This is a genomic window from Pseudomonas putida (assembly GCF_025905425.1).
Lineage (GTDB): Bacteria > Pseudomonadota > Gammaproteobacteria > Pseudomonadales > Pseudomonadaceae > Aquipseudomonas > Aquipseudomonas putida_AF.
In genome coordinates this window covers 1,420,951-1,439,925 of sequence record NZ_CP109603.1, presented here as the reverse complement: position 1 = coordinate 1,439,925, position 18,975 = coordinate 1,420,951, and the positions used below count along the sequence as shown (strand labels likewise).

Below are 18,975 nucleotides of genomic sequence, written 5' to 3'. Positions count from 1 at the left end.
TTTTTTGCAGTGGTGATCTGGTCATGGGGCCACTGCGCGCCGCTCTAGGACTCACGGCAATTTTGTGGGGGCGGCCTTGCACCGCGAAAGGGGCGCAAAGCGGCCCCGGCATTATCTAGCCCTGCGCGGCAAGTCGATGCTGACCCGCAACCCGCCCAATGGGCTCTGAAGCAGTGTCAGCCGCCCGCCCCAGGCCTCGACGATATCGCGCACGATGCCCAGCCCCAGGCCATGCCCATCGACCTGCTCATCCAGCCGCGACCCCCGCTCCAACACCTGCAGGCGCTGGCTTTCAGGAATGCCGGGGCCGTCGTCGTCAACCCACAACTGATAACCCGCGTCGCTCGGCGCAATCCCAAGGCGCACTTCGCTGTCGGCCCATTTGCAGGCGTTGTCCAGCAAATTGCCCAGCAACTCCAGCACGTCTTCGCGGTCCCACGGCAGCAGCAGCCCAGGCGGCACGTCCCGCGCCAGCAACAGGCCTTCGCCATGGATCATCCCCAACGTGCCCAAAAGCCCTGGCAATTCGGCGTCGCAGTCGAACTGGGCACCGGGCAAAGCGTCACCGGCCAGGCGAGCCCGATTGAGTTCGCGCGCCAGGCGCTGCTGAATCTGCTCAAGCTGTGCGCGCATTTGCTCGCGCACGTCGGGCAGGCCTTTCAAACGCTCGCTGGACGCCAGGCTCAGCAATACCGCCAACGGCGTCTTCAGCGCATGGCCAAGGTTGCCCAGGGCATTACGCGAGCGGCGCAGGCTGTCTTCGGTGTGGCTCAGCAAATGGTTGATCTGCCCCACCAGCGGCGCCAGCTCTACAGGGACTTCGGCGTCCAGCTGCGAGCGCTGGCCCTGTTGCAACTGGGCAATCTGCTGACGGGCACGCTCCAGCGGGCGCAACGAGCGCTTCACCGTGATGCGCTGGAGCACCAGCACCAGTATCAACGCCACCAGCCCCATGCCCAGGCCGATCTGCTGCATGCGCCGGAAGCCTTCGCGTACGGGTGAGTAATCCTGCGCCACGCTGATCGAGATGTCCTGCCCCAGGCGTCGATAGTCGGCACGCAGCGCCAGCAGTTGCTGCCCCTCAGGGCCTAGTTCGTGGCTATCAGACAGCCCAGGCGCAGCCGGCTTGGGCATGTCCAGGTCCCACAGCGAACGTGAGCGCCAGGTACCTTGGTCAAAATCGATGCGAAAGTAATAACCGGAAAACGGCCGCTGGTAGGCAGCGGAAATGCGTCGCTCGTCCAACTGCAACCCGGAAGGGCCGCGCACCAGGGCCACCAGCAGGTTCTCGCTTTCCTTGCGCAAGCCGTTTTCCAGGTAGCGCTGCAGGCCGGCCTCGAACAACCACAAGGTGAGTTGCGCAAGCACCACGCCGACCACCACCAGCACCGCCACCAGGCCCAGGCTCAAACGCGCCTGGATCGACTTCACTCGACGCTCCCGGCGTACAGGTAGCCCTGCCCCCGGCGGGTCTCGATCACACTGCGGCCCAACTTGCGGCGCAGGTGATTGACGTGCACTTCAAGGACATTGGAATCCCGCTCGGTCTCGCCATCGTAGAGGTGTTCGGCCAGGTGGCTTTTGGAGAGGATCTGCTGGGGATGCAACATGAAATAACGCAACAACCGAAACTCGGCAGCGGTCAGCTGGATATCGACCCCATCGCGGCGCACGCATTGGCGGCTTTCATCCAGGTGCAGGCCGGCAGCTTCCAGAGTGGGTTGATTGGCCAGGCCGCGCGCACGGCGCAGCAAGGCCTGGATGCGCAACTGCAGCTCTTCCGGGTGGAAGGGTTTGCTCAGGTAATCGTCGGCGCCGGCCTTCAGGCCCTCGATGCGTTCGGCCCAGGAACCGCGCGCCGTCAGCACCAGCACCGGCGTGGCCAGGCCGCCTGTGCGCCACTGGGCCAGCACGTCCAACCCCGGCAAACCTGGCAGGCCGAGGTCCAGGATAATCAGGTCGTAGGGTTCGCTCTGGCCCTGGTACACCGCATCGCGGCCATCGGCCAGCCAGTCCACGGCATAGCCCTGGCGCTGCAGACCGGCGATCAGTTCATCGGCCAGCGGCACATTGTCCTCGACAAGCAACAGGCGCATTCAGTCGTCTTCCTCGTCTTTGAGCAGGGCACCGGTACTGGCGTCGAGCTTGATTTCACGTACCACCCCTTCGGCGGTCAGCAATTCGACTTCATATTCGTAGCGATCGTCGTCTTGTTCCAGCTCGGCTTCCAGCAAACGCGCGCCAGGGTAACGCCCCAGGGCGGTTTCCAGCAGCTGTTCGAGCGGCAGGATGACGCCCTTCTGGCGCAATGCCAGGGCTTCATCCTGATCGAGGTCACGGGCAGCCGCCAGGGAACAGACGGCCAGCAGCGAAAGCGCCAAATATCGTGCCGGCCGCGGTAAGTGGATCATCAGCTGTCTCGCGCGTCCTTGAGTACTTCACCGGTCTTGGCATCCAGGTCGACGTCCCACTCGACGTTCTGCGCATCGCGCAGCTCGACCTTGTAGATGTAGCGGCCGTATTCGTCTTCGAGCTCCGAATCGGTCACGGTGGCACCTGGGTGCTTGGCCACGGCGGTGGCTTTGAGCTCATCCAGCGACTTGATGGTTTTGGCGTTGACCAGTTTGACCACTTCGTCGGGCTGAACGTCCTTGGCGAAAGCGGCATTGGCGCCCAGGGCAAGGGCGGCAGCGGTGAACAGGGCAGTCAAGGTTTTCATCGTGTCTTCTCTCCTGAGAAATGTTCAAGTTGTCTACGGGGTTAAGATTACCCAGCGGTCCTTAATTCAACCTGAAAACAGCTGGCGCCATGATAAACTGCGCGCATTATTGATTCATACAGAGTTCTGACAGCGTGGAAATTTTCAAAGAGTTCACATTCGAATCGGCCCACCGCCTGCCCCACGTCCCAGCCGGGCACAAATGCGGTCGCCTGCATGGCCATTCGTTCAAGGTCGGCCTGCACCTGACCGGCCCCCTTGATCCGCACACCGGGTGGATTCGCGATTTTTCCGAGATCAAGGCGATCTTCAAGCCGATCTACGAGCAGTTGGACCACAACTACCTCAATGACATTCCAGGGCTTGAAAACCCCACCAGCGAAGTGATCGCCAAGTGGATCTGGGAGCAGGTCAAGCCGCTGCTGCCAGAGCTGTCCAAGGTGCGCATTCATGAAACCTGCACCAGCGGGTGTGAGTATACCGGGGACTGATCCGAGACATATTCCGGCCTCTTCGCGGGGCAAGCCCGCTCCCACAAGTGCCCCACATATTCTGAATATTGTGGGGCACTTGTGGGAGCGGGCTTGCCCCGCGAAGAGGCCGGCAAATTCACGACAAGGGTATCAACCCTGCCCATTCTCCAGGGCATCGCGCAAGAAGCTTGGGGCGATATAGCGCTGGTAATGCGCCTCGGACAGCAAAAAGAACTCCCGGTCGATCGCATCACGCAATTGCGGCAGCTCCCAGCCACGAAACTCGGGCAGCAAGACCATGCCGTAAGCCTCCAGGTCGCGGATCATCCGTGCCCCACGGGCGATCAACTGGTAGGCCCAGCAGTACTCCGACTGTTGTTCCACAAAGCGGATGGAACGCTGCTCCAATTGCAGGCGCAGCAGGCTTTTGTCGAAGACTTCCAGCTTGGCCATCATCACTTGCACCAGCAACTGCTCCAGACGCAGCCACACGGCGCGCTTCTGATCGTCGTCGTAGCCGTTCCAGTTGATCACTTCGTGGTGAAAACGCTTGCAGCCACGGCATACCGTGTCTCCGTAGACGGTGGAGCACAGGCCGACGCAAGGGGTCTTGATGGACTTGTTGGACATGAAAAACAACGGCTTGGCGGTGGAACACGGGCCCATGTTAGCCCTTTGTCTAACCAGGGTCACTCGTTAAAGTCATCTTCGCCGCCTTACCTTCGGGCTTTTTTTGCCGTAGAATCACACCGCCTTTTCAAGGCAACAATGTCCGTTGGAAGCTGTTTTCAAAGCGTCACGAGCACAGTTAATCCGGTAGAACGGCGTTGGCCCGGGCCATGCACCCTCGCATGCCCGCGCCAGCCCTCATCAGCTCCCCGTTCTGCAGGCGTAAAACTTTGAAAGCAGCTTCTGTAAGGATTCTCTGCGACCCTGGCTGGGCGGCCCAAGAAGCCGTGATTGCGCATGGGTGCATTGAATGCTGGATGAGCGTCCCGGACTCCCTTTAGGGACCACTGATGAGGGTAATAACTGTGCTTGAAGCCTACCGCAAACACATCGAAGAGCGTGCCGCCCTGGGTATCGTGCCCCAGCCGCTGAACGCCGAACAAACTGCAGGCCTGGTCGAGCTGCTGAAAAACCCGCCGGCCGGCGAAGAAGCCTTCCTCGTAGACCTGATCACCAACCGCGTTCCACCAGGGGTGGACGAAGCTGCCTATGTCAAGGCCGCTTTCCTCTCCGCCGTGGCCAAGGGCGAAGCCAAATCCCCGCTGATCGACCGCAAGCTCGCCACCGAGCTGCTGGGCACCATGCAGGGCGGCTACAACATCGAGACGCTGGTCGCGCTGCTGGATGACGCCGAACTGGGCGCCGTCGCGGCCGAAAAGCTCAAGCACACCCTGCTGATGTTCGATGCCTTCCACGACGTGGCCGAAAAAGCCAAGGCGGGCAACGTCCACGCCAAGGCCGTGCTGGAGTCCTGGGCTGCCGGTGAGTGGTTCACCTCGCGTCCGGCCATCGCCGACAAGTACACCCTGACCGTGTTCAAGGTGCCTGGCGAAACCAACACCGACGACCTGTCCCCTGCCCCGGACGCCTGGTCGCGCCCTGACATCCCGCTGCACGCCCTGGCCATGCTGAAAATGGCCCGCGACGGCATCGAGCCACAGCAGCCAGGTTCGGTCGGCCCACTGGCCCAGATCGAAGCGGTCAAGGCCAAAGGCTTCCCGGTCGTCTACGTCGGTGACGTGGTCGGTACCGGTTCGTCGCGTAAATCCGCCACCAACTCGGTGCTGTGGTTCTTCGGTGACGACATTCCGTACGTGCCGAACAAGCGCGCCGGCGGTTTCTGCTTCGGCACCAAGATCGCCCCGATCTTCTACAACACCATGGAAGACGCCGGCGCCCTGCCGATCGAATTCGACTGCACCAACCTGGGCATGGGCGACGTCATCGACGTGTACCCGTACAAAGGTGAAGTGCGCCGTCACGGCAGCGACGAGCTGGTCACCAACTTCGCGCTGAAAACCGAAGTACTGCTGGACGAAGTCCGCGCTGGCGGCCGTATCCCGCTGATCGTCGGCCGTGGCCTGACCGAAAAAGCCCGTGCCGAACTGGGCCTGGGTGCTTCCGACCTGTTCAAAAAACCAGAGCAGCCAGCTGAGTCCGACAAGGGCTTCACCCTGGCGCAGAAGATGGTCGGCCGTGCTTGCGGTCTGCCAGAAGGCCAGGGCGTGCGCCCAGGTGCCTACTGCGAGCCGAAGATGACCACCGTCGGCTCCCAGGACACCACTGGCCCGATGACCCGTGACGAGCTGAAAGACCTGGCGTGCCTGGGCTTCTCCGCTGACCTGGTGATGCAGTCGTTCTGCCATACCGCGGCTTATCCGAAGCCGATCGACGTCACCACCCACCACACCCTGCCAGACTTCATCCGCACCCGTGGCGGCGTGTCGCTGCGCCCAGGCGACGGCATCATCCACAGCTGGCTGAACCGCATGCTGATGCCTGACACCGTCGGCACCGGTGGCGACTCGCACACCCGCTTCCCGATCGGCATCTCGTTCCCGGCCGGTTCCGGCCTGGTGGCCTTCGCCGCCGCCACCGGCGTCATGCCGCTGGACATGCCAGAGTCGATCCTGGTGCGCTTCAAGGGCAAACTGCAACCTGGTATCACCCTGCGTGACCTGGTTCATGCCATCCCTTACTACGCCATCCAGAAGGGCTTGCTGACCGTCGAGAAGAAGGGCAAGAAAAACGCCTTCTCCGGCCGCATCCTGGAAATCGAAGGCCTGGACGAACTGACTGTCGAGCAAGCGTTCGAACTGTCCGACGCCTCGGCCGAGCGTTCCGCTGCCGGCTGCACCATCAAGCTGCCGGAAAAGGCCATCGCCGAGTACCTGACTTCCAACATCACCCTGCTGCGCTGGATGATCGGCGAAGGCTACGGCGATGCCCGTACCCTGGAGCGTCGTGCCCAGGCCATGGAAGCCTGGCTGGCCAAGCCTGAGCTGCTGTCGGCCGACGCCGATGCCGAATACGCCGAAATCATCGAAATCGACCTGGCCGACGTCAAAGAGCCTGTGCTCTGCGCGCCGAACGACCCGGACGATGCCCGCCTGCTGTCTTCGGTACAGGGCGAGAAGATCGACGAAGTGTTCATCGGTTCGTGCATGACCAACATCGGTCACTTCCGCGCTGCCGGTAAGCTGCTGGAGAAGGTCAAGGGGGGCATCCCAACCCGTCTGTGGCTGGCTCCGCCAACCAAGATGGACGCTCACCAGCTGACCGAAGAAGGCTACTACGGCATCTACGGCAAGGCCGGTGCGCGCATGGAAATGCCAGGCTGCTCGCTGTGCATGGGTAACCAGGCACGTGTGCAGACCGGTTCGACCGTGGTTTCCACCTCGACCCGTAACTTCCCGAACCGTCTGGGCGACGCGACCAACGTGTACCTGGCATCGGCCGAGCTGGCTGCTGTCGCTTCGATCATCGGCAAACTGCCGACTGTCGAAGAGTACATGCAGTACGCGCAGGACATCGACAGCATGGCTGCCGACGTCTACCGCTACCTGAGCTTCGACCAGATCGCCGAGTTCCGCGAGGCTGCGGCCAACGCCAAGATCCCGGTTGTTCAGGCGTAATCAGCAGTAAGCTGTAAGAAAAAACCCCGGCAGAAATGCCGGGGTTTTTTTATGTTCTTTCGGGCCTTTTCGCGGGCAAGTCGGACCGCGAAGAGAAGCGCATTGGCAACCTCAAATCACGAACAAATCCACAAACCTGTGCACCGCCGTCGATTCCAGCTTTTGCTGATCCTCGCACAGCTCGAAAATCTCCACACACCGCTGCCGCGCAAACCGTGTCGCCAGGTTCTCCCTGAACTTCGCCTCCAGCAACGGTATGCCCTCCCCCCGCCGGCGCCGGTGCCCGACTGGGTACTCCACCACCACCTGCTCGGTACTGCCGCCATCTTTGAAGAACACCTGCAGACCGTTGGCAATCGAGCGTTTGTCGGCCTCCAGGTATTCACGTGTGAAGCGCGGGTCCTCGACCACCTCCATCTTGTCGCGCAAGCGGTCGATGCTCGGATGGGCAGCGTGAAAAACGTCCTCGTAATGCTCGGCCACCAGGTGGCCAAAAATCAGCGGCACCGCCACCATGTATTGCAGGCAATGATCGCGGTCGGCAGCATTGGCCAGCGGGCCGACCTTGGAGATGATGCGAATGGCCGACTCCTGGGTGGTGATGACAATACGGTCCACCTCGTGCAGGCGATTGCGCACCTGCGGGTGCAGCAGGACGGCCGCCTCACAGGCAGTCTGGGCATGAAACTCGGCCGCAAAACTGACCTTGAACAGCACGTTCTCCATCACATAGCTGGCCAGAGGCTGCGGCAGACGCAACTCCTGCTGGGCGGAGGGTTTAAGCGCCAGATCCTTGTTGGTATGGCTGAACGACACGTCGTAAAAACCCCACTGTGGTGCAGTCAGCACACCGGGCACACCCATCTCGCCACGCAGCGCGATATCGGCCAGGCGCACACCCCGGCTCGACGCATCACCGGCAGCCCAGGACTTGCGCGAGCCCGCATTGGGCGCATGGCGGTAAGTGCGCAGCGCCTGGCCATCGACGAAGGCATGGGACAACGCCGAGAGCAGTTGCTCGCGGTTGGCGCCCATCAGCTTGGCGCACACCGCCGTGGACGCCACCTTGACCAGTATCACGTGGTCCAGGCCGACGCGATTGAAGGAGTTCTCCAGCGCCAGCACACCCTGAATCTCGTGAGCCATGATCATGGCTTCGAGCACTTCGCGCATCAGCAGTGGGCTTTCACCTCTTGCCACGTGTTTTTGCGACAGGTGATCGGCCACGGCCAGAATGCCGCCCAGGTTATCCGAGGGGTGGGCCCACTCGGCGGCCAACCAGGTGTCGTTGTAGTCCAGCCAGCGCACGGTGCAACCGATATCCCAGGCAGCCTTGACCGGGTCCAGGCGGTAAGCGGTGCCGGGCACACGGGCGCCGTTGGGCACCACGGTGCCTTCCACCAGCGGGCCGAGGTGTTTGGTGCATTCGGGGAAGCGCAGGGCCAGCAGGCCGCAGCCAAGGGTGTCCATCAGGCAGTTGCGCGCGGTGTCCAGCGCCTCGGGTGATTCAACCCGGTAGGTGAGGACATAGTCGGCGAGGGTTTGCAGCACCCGGTCGTAATCCGGGCGGTCGTTCAGGTCCACGTTGGCGCTCATCATCTGCTCCCTTCAGAAGTACTGGGGCTGCTTTGCAGCCCCCTCTTGAAGCCGAGCGCCAGTGGTGCGTCAGAAGCTATCGCCAGGCACCCTCACCCAGCCTTCCATCAACACGCGAGCACTGCGGCTCATGATTGCCTTGGTCACCGTCCATTCGCCCTTCGCCAGACGCGCCTCGGCGCCAACCCGCAAGGTGCCGGAAGGATGACCGAAGCGCACGGCACTGCGCTCGCCCCCGCCTGCGGCGAGGTTGACCAGCGTGCCCGGAACGGCGGCAGCGGTACCGATGGCCACTGCGGCAGTGCCCATCATTGCGTGGTGCAGCTTGCCCATGGACAGCGCACGCACCAGCAGGTCGATGTCAGCCGCCGCGACAGCTTTGCCACTGGACGCAGTGTAGGCGCTCGGCGGCGCGACGAAGGCCACTTTCGGTGTGTGCTGACGCCCGGCCGCCTGATCGACATGCTCGATCAGCCCCATGCGCACGGCGCCATAGGCGCGAATGGTCTCGAACCGCAGCAATGCTTGCGGATCGCCGTTGATCGCGTCCTGCAGTTCGGTACCGGTGTAGCCGATGTCGCTGGCATTGATGAAGATGGTCGGGATCCCTGCATTGATCAGGGTCGCCTTGAAGGTGCCAACGCCGGGCACTTCCAGGTCATCCACCAGGTTACCGGTGGGGAACATCGACCCGCCGTCGCCCTCTTCATCGGCCGCCGGGTCGAGAAACTCCAGCTGAACCTCGGCGGCCGGGAAGGTGACGCCGTCGAGTTCGAAATCACCGGTTTCCTGGACTTCGCCCTCTGTGATCGGCACATGGGCGATGATGGTCTTGCCGATGTTGGCCTGCCAGATACGCACGGTGGCGATGCCATTGCGCGGCAGACGCGAAGGGTCGACCAGGCCGCTGCTGATGGCGAACGAGCCAACTGCGGCGGAGAGGTTGCCGCAGTTACCGCTCCAGTCGACAAAGGCCTTGTCGATGCTGACCTGACCGAAGAGGTAGTCGACATCGTGCTCGGGCTTGATGCTGCGCGAGAGGATCACCGTCTTGCTGGTGCTTGAGGTGGCGCCGCCCATGCCGTCGATCTGCTTGCCGTAAGGGTCGGGACTGCCGATGACCCGCAGCAGCAGCGCATCGCGGGCGGGGCCAGGGATCTGCGCCTGCTCGGGCAGGTCGTCGAGGCGGAAGAATACGCCTTTGCTGGTGCCGCCACGGATGTAGGTGGCGGGGATCTTGATTTGTGGTGCGTGTGCCATAGCTGTGCTGTCCTGTCTGAAAATACACCAACCCTTGGGGCCGCTGCGCGGCCCATTCGCGGGGCAAGCCCGCTCCCACAGATGCAGCGCAGGCCTGCAATACAACAGCAAACCTCCCACAGATGCAGCACAGGGATGCAATACAACAGCAAACCTGTGGGAGCGGGCTTGCCCCGCGAATGGGCTGCGCAGCAGCCCCAGCCGTTAAGCGGATGCTTCGAGGAAATCCTGGGCAAAGCGCTGCAGCACCCCACCTGCCTCGTAAATCGACACTTCCTCGGCAGTATCCAGGCGGCACGTCACGGGCACTTCCAGCCGCTCACCGTTACGGCGCGTCACCACCAGGGTCAGGGTTGCACGTGGCGTGCGCTGGCCCAGCACATCGTAGGTTTCACTGCCATCGAGCGCCAACGTGTTGCGGTCCGTACCCGGCTTGAACTCAAGCGGCAGCACACCCATGCCCACCAGGTTGGTGCGGTGAATCCGCTCGAAGCCTTCCGCGACGATCGCCTCGACACCCGCCAGGCGCACGCCCTTGGCCGCCCAGTCACGCGACGAGCCCTGGCCGTAGTCGGCACCGGCGACGATGATCAGTGGCTGCTTGCGCTCCATGTAGGTCTCGATCGCCTCCCACATGCGGGTCACTTTGCCTTCCGGCTCAATGCGCGCCAGCGAGCCCTGCTGCACGCTGCCATCTTCCTTGCGCACCATTTCGTTGAACAGCTTGGGGTTGGCGAACGTGGCGCGCTGGGCGGTCAGGTGGTCGCCACGGTGAGTGGCGTAGGAGTTGAAGTCCTCTTCCGGCAGGCCCATTTTTGCCAGGTACTCACCCGCCGCGCTGTCCATCATGATGGCGTTGGAAGGCGACAGGTGATCGGTGGTGATGTTGTCCGGCAGCACCGCCAGCGGGCGCATGCCACGCAGGGTGCGCTCGCCGGCCAGGGCACCTTCCCAGTACGGCGGACGGCGGATGTAGGTGCTCATCGGGCGCCATTCGTACAGCGGCGCGACCTTCGGCCCGCGGTCCTCCTCGATGGCGAACATCGGGATGTAGACCTTACGGAACTGCTCCGGCTTGACCGAGGCACGCACTACGGCGTCAATCTCTTCATCGCTCGGCCAGATATCCTTGAGGCGGATCTCCTTGCCGTCAACCACGCCCAGCACGTCTTTTTCGATATCGAAACGGATGGTCCCGGCGATGGCGTAGGCCACCACCAGCGGTGGCGAGGCCAGGAAGGCTTGCTTGGCGTAAGGGTGGATGCGCCCGTCGAAGTTGCGGTTACCCGACAACACGGCAGTGGCATACAGGTCACGGTCGACGATCTCTTGCTGAATCACCGGGTCCAGCGCACCGGACATGCCGTTGCAGGTGGTACAGGCGAAGGCGACGATGCCAAAGCCCAATTGCTCCAGCTCTGCCTCCAGCCCTGCTTCTTCCAGGTACAGCTGCACGGCCTTGGAACCTGGCGCGAGCGAGGACTTGACCCAGGGTTTGCGTGCCAGGCCAAGCTTGTTGGCATTGCGCGCCAGCAGGCCTGCGGCGATCACGTTGCGCGGGTTGCTGGTGTTGGTGCAGCTGGTGATGGCAGCGATGATGACTGCGCCGTCCGGCATTTGCCCCGGGACGTCTTCCCAGGCCCCGGCGATCCCCTTGGCCGCCAGGTCGCTGGTGGCCACGCGGGCGTGCGGGTTGGACGGGCCGGCCATGTTGCGCACCACGCTCGTCAGGTCGAAGCTCAGGGTGCGCTCATAGACCGCACTGCTCAGGCTGTCGGCCCACAGGCCGGTGGCCTTGGCGTAGGTTTCTACCAGCTTGACCTGCTGCTCTTCACGACCGGTCAGCTTGAGGTAGTCGATGGTCTGCTGGTCGATGGCGAACATCGCCGCAGTGGCGCCATATTCAGGGGCCATGTTGGAGATGGTCGCACGGTCGCCCAGGGTCAGGGCGCGGGCGCCCTCGCCGTGGAACTCCAGGTAGGCGCCGACGACTTTCTGTTTACGCAGGAATTCGGTCAGGGCCAGCACCAGGTCGGTGGCGGTGATGTTCGGGGCCAGCTTGCCGGTCAGCTCGACGCCGACAATTTCCGGCAGGCGCATCCATGAGGCACGGCCGAGCATCACGTTTTCGGCTTCCAGGCCGCCAACACCGATGGCGATCACGCCCAGTGCGTCAACGTGCGGGGTGTGGCTGTCGGTACCGACGCAGGTGTCCGGATAGGCCACGCCGCGCTCGCTGTAGATCACCGGCGACATCTTCTCCAGGTTGATCTGGTGCATGATGCCGTTGCCCGGCTGGATCACATCGACGTTCTTGAACGCCTTCTTGGTCCAGTTGATGAAATGGAAACGGTCTTCGTTGCGGCGATCTTCGATGGCACGGTTCTTCTCGAACGCCTGCGGGTCGAAACCGCCGCACTCGACGGCCAGGGAGTGGTCGACGATCAACTGCACCGGCACCACTGGGTTGACCTGGGCCGGATCGCCGCCTTTGTCGGCAATGGCGTCACGCAGGCCGGCGAGGTCAACCAGGGCGGTCTGGCCGAGGATGTCGTGGCACACCACACGCGCCGGAAACCAGGGGAAATCGAGATCGCGCTTGCGCTCGATCAACTGGCCAAGGGAGGCGTCGAGGGTGCTCGGGTCGCAGCGGCGCACCAGGTTTTCGGCGAGCACGCGGGAGGTGTAGGGCAGGCCGTCGTAGGCGCCGGGCTTGATCGCCTCGACTGCCGCGCGGGCATCGAAGTAGTCCAGGTCGGTGCCTGGCAGGTGCTTGCGGAATGCGGTGTTCATCATGGAATCAGGCTCGGTCACAGGATTCGGAAGGTTGCTCCGCCCCAGTGGGAGCAGGCTTGCCCGCGAAGGCGTCAGCAGGTACACATCGGTTGCCCGGTCGGACGCCTTCGCGGGCAAGCCCGCTCCCACAAGGGAAACGGGTTGCCTCTCTAGATCTATTCAGCGCTGTTCGATCGGCACGAACTGGCGCTGTTCGACGCCGACATACTCGGCGCTCGGGCGGATGATGCGGTTGTTGGCACGCTGTTCGAACACGTGCGCCGCCCAGCCGGTCAGGCGCGAGCAGACAAAGATCGGGGTGAACAGCTTGGTCGGGATGCCCATGAAGTGGTACGCCGACGCGTGGTAGAAGTCCGCGTTGGGGAACAGGCGTTTCTGCTCCCACATGGTCTTGTCGATGGCTTCGGAAACCGGGTACAGGACCTTGTCGCCCACCTCGTCAGCCAGCTGCTTCGACCAGCCCTTGATCACCTCGTTGCGCGGGTCGGACTCTTTATAGATGGCATGGCCAAAGCCCATGATCTTGTCCTTGCGCTCCAGCATCCTGAGCAGTTCGGCCGTGGCTTCCTGCGGGTTCTGGAAGCGTTCGATCAGCTCCATCGCCGCTTCGTTGGCACCGCCGTGCAGCGGGCCGCGCAGCGAGCCGATGGCGGCGGTGACGCAGGAGTACAGGTCCGACAGGGTCGAAGCGCAAACACGGGCGGTGAAGGTCGAGGCGTTGAATTCGTGCTCGGCATAGAGGATCAGCGACACGTTCATCACCTTGACGTGCAATTCGCTCGGTTTCTTGCCGTGCAGCAGGTGCAGGAAATGCCCGCCGAGGGTGTCTTCATCGCTGGTGCAGTCGATGCGCACGCCATGGTGGGTGAAGCGGTACCAGTAGCACATCACGGCCGGGAACAGCGCCAGCAGGCGGTCGGTCTTGTCGTGCTGGGCGTCGAACGTCAGCTCAGGCTCCAGGGTACCCAGCACCGAACAGCCGGTACGCATCACGTCCATCGGGTGGGCGTCACGCGGGATGCGCTCGAGCACTTCCTTAAGGGCTTGCGGCAGGTCACGCAGGCCCTTGAGCTTATGCTTGTACTCGGCCAGCTGTGCTTTGTTTGGCAGCTCGCCGTACAACAGCAGGTAGGCCACTTCTTCAAATTCAGCGCCGGCCGCCAGGTCACGGACGTCATAACCACGGTAGGTCAGGCCGGCACCGGCCTGGCCAACGGTCGACAGCGCAGTCTGGCCGGCCACCTGGCCACGCAGGCCTGCGCCACTGAGTACTTTTGCTTCGGCCATGGTGTTTCTCCTTTCTTGAATTTGTTATGGATTTCTTGCTGGCTAATTCGGTTTGCCTGTGCTGGCCTCTTCGCGGGGCAAGCCCGCTCCCACAGGGGTGCCTTGAACCTGCACTATCCCTGTGGGAGCGGGCTTGCCCCGCGAAGAGGCCAGCACAGGCAATCACTCACCCTTTCTTCTGGGCAAACAACGCATCGAGGCTCTGCTCGAAGGCGTGGTACCCAATGGCATCGTAGAGCTCCATACGGGTCTGCATGGTATCGACCACGTTTTTCTGGGTGCCGTCACGACGCAGCGCGGTGTAGACATTCTCGGCCGCCTTGTTCATGGCGCGGAACGCTGACAGCGGGTACAGCACCAGCGACACATCGACCGACGCCAGCTCTTCGGTGGTGTACAGCGGCGTGGCGCCGAATTCGGTGATGTTGGCCAGGATCGGCGCTTTCACCCGATCGGCGAAGGTCTTGTACATCGAAAGCTCGGTGATGGCCTCCGGGAAGATCATGTCGGCGCCGGCCTCGACGCAGGCCGCGGCACGGTCCAGGGCAGCATTCAGGCCTTCGACGGCCAGCGCGTCGGTACGCGCCATGATCACGAAGCTGTCATCGGTACGGGCATCGACGGCCGCCTTGATGCGGTCAACCATTTCCTGCTGGGTGACGATTTCCTTGTTCGGGCGATGGCCGCAACGCTTGGCACCGACCTGGTCTTCGATGTGGATGGCAGCAGCGCCGAACTTGCTCATCGAGCGCACGGTACGCGCCACGTTGAACGCCGAGGCGCCAAACCCGGTGTCGACATCCACCAGCAGCGGCAGGTCGCAGACGTCGGTGATGCGGCGCACGTCGGTGAGCACATCATCCAGGCCACTGATACCCAGGTCCGGCAAGCCCAGGGAGCCGGCGGCAACGCCGCCACCGGACAGGTAGATGGCCTTGAAGCCGGCGCGCTTGGCCAGCAGGGCATGGTTGGCGTTGATGGCGCCGACTACCTGCAAGGGATGTTCGGCGGCAACCGCGTCGCGGAAACGTTGGCCGGGCGTGCTCTTCACAGTCATGAATCACCTCGTGGGCTGTTGTCGTTGGCGTCCAGGTAGTGACGCTCGATGTTGCGTTTGGACGCGCCGATGTGGCGGCGCATCAGGAGTTCGGCCAATTCACCATCACGGTCGGCGATGGCATCGAGAATCCGGTGGTGCTCGGCAAACGCCTGGCGCGGCCGATTGGGCGTGGCGGAGAACTGGATGCGGTACATGCGCACCAATTGGTACAGCTCGCCGCAGAGCATCTTGACCAGGGTCTGGTTGCCGCTGCCCTGGATGATCCGGTAGTGGAAGTCGTAGTCGCCTTCCTGCTGGTAGTAACCGACACCGGCCTGGAACGCCGCATCGCGTTCATGGGTGTCGAGCACCCGGCGCAGCTCGTCGATATCGGCCTGGCTCATACGCTCGGCGGCCAGGCGGCAGGCCATGCCTTCGAGCGACTCGCGGATTTCGTACAGCTCGATCAGCTCGGCGTGGTTGAGCGACACCACCCGCGCCCCGACATGCGGCACGCGCACCAGCAGGCGCTGGCCCTCGAGGCGGTGGATGGCTTCGCGCAGCGGCCCACGGCTGATGCCGTAGGTACGCGCCAGCTCCGGCTCGGAGATCTTGCTGCCTGGGGCGATATCACCCTTGACGATGGCCGCCTGGATACGCCGAAAGACGTTTTCGGACAAGGTTTCCGTTTCGTCTGCCAACGCAGGGCTGGGAGTGGAAAGGTCCAGCATATTGTCGACACCCTGATAACCACATGGCCAGAAATTAGCTAATTAAGCGCCATCAGTCAAAGGCAAAATCAATATTGTCGACAATCGTCTAATAACGAACTAACCCCGCCCTGCCGCTGTCAGATCGCGACGCGCTGGCGTCAAGACGTCGGCGTGATAGAATGCCGCGCCTCCGACGGAGTATGGATAGCGTGTCTGTCATCTATTCATGTTGTTGACAGATGAACGAGGAAGCTTGCGCAGTCGTTGCCAGTCGCCTTGCCCCGAACCCTGCACAGTACCGCGCCAGGATTATGAGACTTACACCCGTTTTATTGCTGCTATGCCTCACCCTGCTGCCGGCCATCGGCCAAGCGGCGGGCAAGACCGTGTACGGTCTCAACGAATACGCAAAACTGGGCGATCTTGACCTTGAGGTGGCCGCCAAGCTCGACACCGGCGCCAAGACCGCCTCGCTCAGCGCCCGCGACATCAAACGCTTCAAGCGCAACGGCGAGAGCTGGGTGCGCTTCTACCTGGCCATCGATGCCGCCCACTCGCACCCGATCGAGCGCCCCCTCGCGCGCGTCAGCAAGATCAAGCGACGGGCAGGCGACTATGATGCCGAATCGGGCAAGGCCTACACCGCACGCCCAGTCATCGAACTCGAAATCTGCATGGGCCAGGCCCTGCGCACCATCGAAGTCAACCTCACCGACCGCAGCGCGTTCCAGTTCCCGCTGCTGATCGGTTCCGAGGCGCTCAAGCACTTCGACGCGCTGGTCGACCCAAGCCTTAAATACGCGGCCGGCAAACCTGCCTGTGCCACCGACGCTCCTAAAGCAGAGTAATCCCGATGCGCTCTCTTACCCTCCATCTGAAAGTCCTGATCACCGTCCTGGTGCTGCTGGGCGTGGCGGTCACGGCTTATCAGATCTTCTTCCTCGGCATCCCGGTGACCGAGGATGAAACCGACGACCTGTGGAATATCGACGCCAAGGTCGAGTTCGTGGCCAGCACCAAGGACCCGGTCAAGGTGCAGATGTTCGTGCCGCCGCTGAACCGCGACTACGTCAGCCTCAACGAGAGCTTCATCTCCAACAACTACGGGGTGAGCGTCAACCGTGCCGACGGCAACCGCAAGGTAACCTGGTCGGCACGCCGCGCCAGCGGTAACCAGACCCTCTACTACCGTCTGGTGCTGACCAAGCGCTACAGCAACGAAAAGACCACCATCAAGGGCCCGACCTTCCGTGACAGCCTGGCGGTCGAAGGCCCCGAGAAAATCGCCGCCGAAGCCCTGATGGCGCCGATCCGCCAGCATTCGGCCGACGTCGAGACCTTCGTCAGCGAGACCATCAAGCGGGTCAACAACCTCAACGACGACAACGTCAAGCTGCTGCTGGCCGGTGACACCTCGGCCATGAAAAAGGCCCAGGTCATCGACCTGCTGCTGTCCATCGCGCACGTGCCGATGGAGAAGGTCCACACCATCCGCCTGGTCGCCGATACCCCGCAGACCCCAGAATTGTGGCTGCGCAGCTTCAACGGCAACGACTGGCTGTACTTCAACCCGGACACCGGCGAGCAGGGCCTGCCCAGCGACCGCCTGCTGTGGTGGACCGGTGACGACAACCTGATCACCGTCGATGGCGGCAAGAAAGCCAATGTCACCTTCAGCATGAACAACAGCGAGATGAACGCCATCCGCCTGGCCAAGCTGACCGACGAGAACACCGACGCCGACTTCCTCGAATACTCCCTGTACGGGCTGCCGCTGCAGACCCAGCAGACCTTCATGATCATGGTGATGATCCCGATTGGCGTGCTGGTGATCCTGGTCCTGCGCAACCTGATCGGCCTGCAGACCCTGGGTACCTTCACCCCGGTACTGATCGCCCTGGCCTTCCGTGAGACCCAGCTAGGCTTCGGCATCGTGCTGTTCACGGTGATCACGGCGCTTGGCCTGTCACTGCGCTCCTACCTCGAACACCTCAAGCTGCAGATGCTGCCACGCCTGTCGGTGGTGCTGACCTTCGTGGTGGTGCTGATCGCCGCCATCAGCCTGTTCAGCCACAAACTGGGCCTGGAGCGCGGGCTGTCGGTGGCGCTGTTCCCGATGGTGATCCTGACCATGACCATCGAACGCCTGTCGATCACCTGGGAAGAGCGTGGCGGTGGCCATGCCATGAAAGTGGCCATCGGCACCCTGTTCGCAGCGTCCGTGGCGCACCTGCTGATGATGGTGCCGGAGCTGGTGTACTTCGTGTTTACCTTCCCGGCGGTGCTGCTGATTCTGGTGGGCTTCATGCTGGCGATGGGTCGCTACCGCGGCTACCGCCTGACCGAGCTCGTTCGCTTCAAGGCGTTCCTGAAGAAGGCTGATGCCTGATGTTCGGACTGATCAAGACCTGGAAAGCCCTGGAGGCCCGGGGCATCATGGGTATCAACCGGCGTAATGCGGACTATGTCCTGAAGTACAACAAGCGCCACCTGTACCCGATCGTCGACGACAAGATCATCACCAAGGAGCGTGCGCTCGCAGCCGGCATCCATGTGCCGGAAATGTACGGCATCATCGAGACCGAGAAACAGATCGAGAAGCTCCACCAGATCATTGGCGGGCGCAGTGATTTCGTCATCAAGCCGGCGCAAGGCGCTGGCGGTGACGGCATCCTGGTGATCGCCGACCGTTTCGAGGACCGCTACCGTACGGTGTCGGGCAAGATCATCAGCCACGAAGAGATCGAGCACCAGATCTCGAGCATCCTTACCGGCCTGTACTCGCTGGGCGGCCACCGCGACCGGGCGCTGATCGAGTACCGGGTGACACCGGACCAGATCTTCAAGAGCATCAGCTACGAAGGCGTGCCGGACATCCGCATCATCGTGCTGATGGGCTACCCGGTCATGGCCATGCTGCGCTTGCCGACCCGCCAGTCGGGCGGCAAGGCCAACCTGCACCAAGGCGCCATCGGTGTGGGTGTCGACCTGGCCACCGGCGTGACGCTGCGTGGTACCTGGCTGAACAACATCATCAGCAAGCACCCGGACACCACCAACGCCGTGGACGGCGTGCAACTGCCGAACTGGGACGGCTTCATGAAGCTCGCGGCCGGCTGCTACGAGCTGTGCGGCTTGGGCTACATCGGTGTGGACATGGTACTGGACCAGGAAAAGGGCCCGCTGATCCTGGAACTCAATGCCCGCCCGGGCCTGAACATCCAGATTGCCAACGACTGCGGGCTGACCCAGCGCACCCATGCCATCGAGGCGCACATCGAGGCGCTGGCCAAAGATGGCGTGACCGAAGATGCCGAACAGCGCGTTCGTGTATCACAAGGGTTGTTCGGGCACGTGCATCCGCGCTGAGTCAGTAACGACGGGGCCGCTTCGCGAGCCATTCGCGGGGCAAGCCCGCCCCCACAGGTACAGCGTGCACCTTGAGCGC

16 protein-coding genes are annotated in these 18,975 nt (G+C 62.7%); 5 read left to right on the top strand and 11 right to left on the bottom strand.

All coding sequences use genetic code 11. From position 1 onward, the window contains the following. Nucleotides 1-111: 111 nt before the first annotated feature. From OGV19_RS06485 to OGV19_RS06470, 4 genes are read right to left on the bottom strand one after another with little or no spacing between them, the layout of a single operon-like run. The gene (locus OGV19_RS06485; RefSeq protein WP_264312613.1) at nt 112-1,431 is read right to left on the bottom strand and encodes an ATP-binding protein; all 1,320 of its coding nucleotides are present in this window, start codon (nt 1,429-1,431) and stop codon (nt 112-114) included. Continuing rightward, nucleotides 1,428-2,096: a response regulator transcription factor gene (locus tag OGV19_RS06480; protein ID WP_264312612.1), complete on the bottom strand. Its 669-nt coding sequence runs from the start codon at nt 2,094-2,096 to the stop codon at nt 1,428-1,430. Before OGV19_RS06480 ends, OGV19_RS06485 begins: the two co-directional genes overlap by 4 nt. Beyond that, complete coding sequence (locus tag OGV19_RS06475; protein ID WP_264312611.1) at nt 2,097-2,411, bottom strand: PepSY domain-containing protein; 315 nt, start codon at nt 2,409-2,411, stop codon at nt 2,097-2,099. It lies immediately after the preceding gene. Then, nucleotides 2,411-2,719, bottom strand: a complete 309-nt coding sequence (locus OGV19_RS06470) for a PepSY domain-containing protein (protein WP_264312610.1) — start codon at nt 2,717-2,719, stop codon at nt 2,411-2,413. Before OGV19_RS06470 ends, OGV19_RS06475 begins: the two co-directional genes overlap by 1 nt. 134 nt (nt 2,720-2,853) lie before the next feature. Between OGV19_RS06470 and queD the strand changes: the two genes are divergently transcribed. After that, entirely contained in the window at nt 2,854-3,210 is a 357-nt protein-coding gene (gene queD / locus OGV19_RS06465) for a 6-carboxytetrahydropterin synthase QueD (protein ID WP_033699061.1), read from the top strand. 132 nt (nt 3,211-3,342) lie between these two features. Here queD and OGV19_RS06460 read toward each other — a convergent pair whose 3' ends face one another. Next, nucleotides 3,343-3,822, bottom strand: coding sequence for a DUF1289 domain-containing protein (locus tag OGV19_RS06460; protein WP_264313896.1), 480 nt, complete (start codon nt 3,820-3,822; stop codon nt 3,343-3,345). Between the two features lie 404 nt (nt 3,823-4,226). Between OGV19_RS06460 and acnB the strand changes: the two genes are divergently transcribed. Beyond that, entirely contained in the window at nt 4,227-6,836 is a 2,610-nt protein-coding gene (gene acnB, locus OGV19_RS06455) for a bifunctional aconitate hydratase 2/2-methylisocitrate dehydratase (RefSeq protein ID WP_264313895.1), read from the top strand. A 111-nt stretch (nt 6,837-6,947) separates the two neighbouring features. Here acnB and prpD read toward each other — a convergent pair whose 3' ends face one another. From prpD to OGV19_RS06425, 6 genes are all read right to left on the bottom strand, one after another. After that, nucleotides 6,948-8,432, bottom strand: a complete 1,485-nt coding sequence (prpD, locus tag OGV19_RS06450; protein ID WP_264312609.1) for a 2-methylcitrate dehydratase — start codon at nt 8,430-8,432, stop codon at nt 6,948-6,950. Nucleotides 8,433-8,501: 69 nt separating this feature from the next. Further along, nucleotides 8,502-9,692 carry a 2-methylaconitate cis-trans isomerase PrpF gene (gene prpF / locus OGV19_RS06445; RefSeq protein WP_264312608.1) on the bottom strand — a complete coding sequence of 397 codons (1,191 nt, stop codon included), beginning with the start codon at nt 9,690-9,692 and terminating at the stop codon, nt 8,502-8,504. Nucleotides 9,693-9,896: 204 nt separating this feature from the next. Beyond that, nucleotides 9,897-12,485 (bottom strand): Fe/S-dependent 2-methylisocitrate dehydratase AcnD, encoded by a 2,589-nt coding sequence (acnD, locus tag OGV19_RS06440; RefSeq protein WP_264313894.1) that lies wholly within the window; start codon nt 12,483-12,485, stop codon nt 9,897-9,899. A 162-nt stretch (nt 12,486-12,647) separates the two neighbouring features. Further along, nucleotides 12,648-13,775: a bifunctional 2-methylcitrate synthase/citrate synthase gene (prpC, locus tag OGV19_RS06435; protein WP_264312607.1), complete on the bottom strand. Its 1,128-nt coding sequence runs from the start codon at nt 13,773-13,775 to the stop codon at nt 12,648-12,650. Nucleotides 13,776-13,941: 166 nt separating this feature from the next. Further along, a complete protein-coding gene (prpB, locus tag OGV19_RS06430) occupies nt 13,942-14,832 on the bottom strand; it encodes a methylisocitrate lyase (protein WP_264312606.1) in 891 nt (296 codons plus the stop codon). Further along, nucleotides 14,829-15,545: a GntR family transcriptional regulator gene (locus OGV19_RS06425; protein ID WP_027593922.1), complete on the bottom strand. Its 717-nt coding sequence runs from the start codon at nt 15,543-15,545 to the stop codon at nt 14,829-14,831. The genes prpB and OGV19_RS06425 overlap by 4 nt, the downstream gene beginning before the upstream one ends. 293 nt (nt 15,546-15,838) lie before the next feature. On the opposite strand from OGV19_RS06425, the gene OGV19_RS06420 reads away from it, so the two are divergent. Genes OGV19_RS06420 through OGV19_RS06410 form a run of 3 tightly spaced genes read left to right on the top strand, consistent with a single transcriptional unit; the run spans nt 15,839 to nt 18,896 of the window. Next, nucleotides 15,839-16,375 (top strand): retropepsin-like aspartic peptidase RloA, encoded by a 537-nt coding sequence (locus OGV19_RS06420; RefSeq protein ID WP_027593923.1) that lies wholly within the window; start codon nt 15,839-15,841, stop codon nt 16,373-16,375. Nucleotides 16,376-16,380: 5 nt separating this feature from the next. Next, the gene (locus tag OGV19_RS06415; RefSeq protein ID WP_264312605.1) at nt 16,381-17,916 is read left to right on the top strand and encodes an osmotic stress tolerance membrane protein RloB; all 1,536 of its coding nucleotides are present in this window, start codon (nt 16,381-16,383) and stop codon (nt 17,914-17,916) included. Then, nucleotides 17,916-18,896: an alpha-L-glutamate ligase-like protein gene (locus OGV19_RS06410; RefSeq protein WP_264312604.1), complete on the top strand. Its 981-nt coding sequence runs from the start codon at nt 17,916-17,918 to the stop codon at nt 18,894-18,896. The genes OGV19_RS06415 and OGV19_RS06410 overlap by 1 nt, the downstream gene beginning before the upstream one ends. Nucleotides 18,897-18,975: the final 79 nt, after the last annotated feature.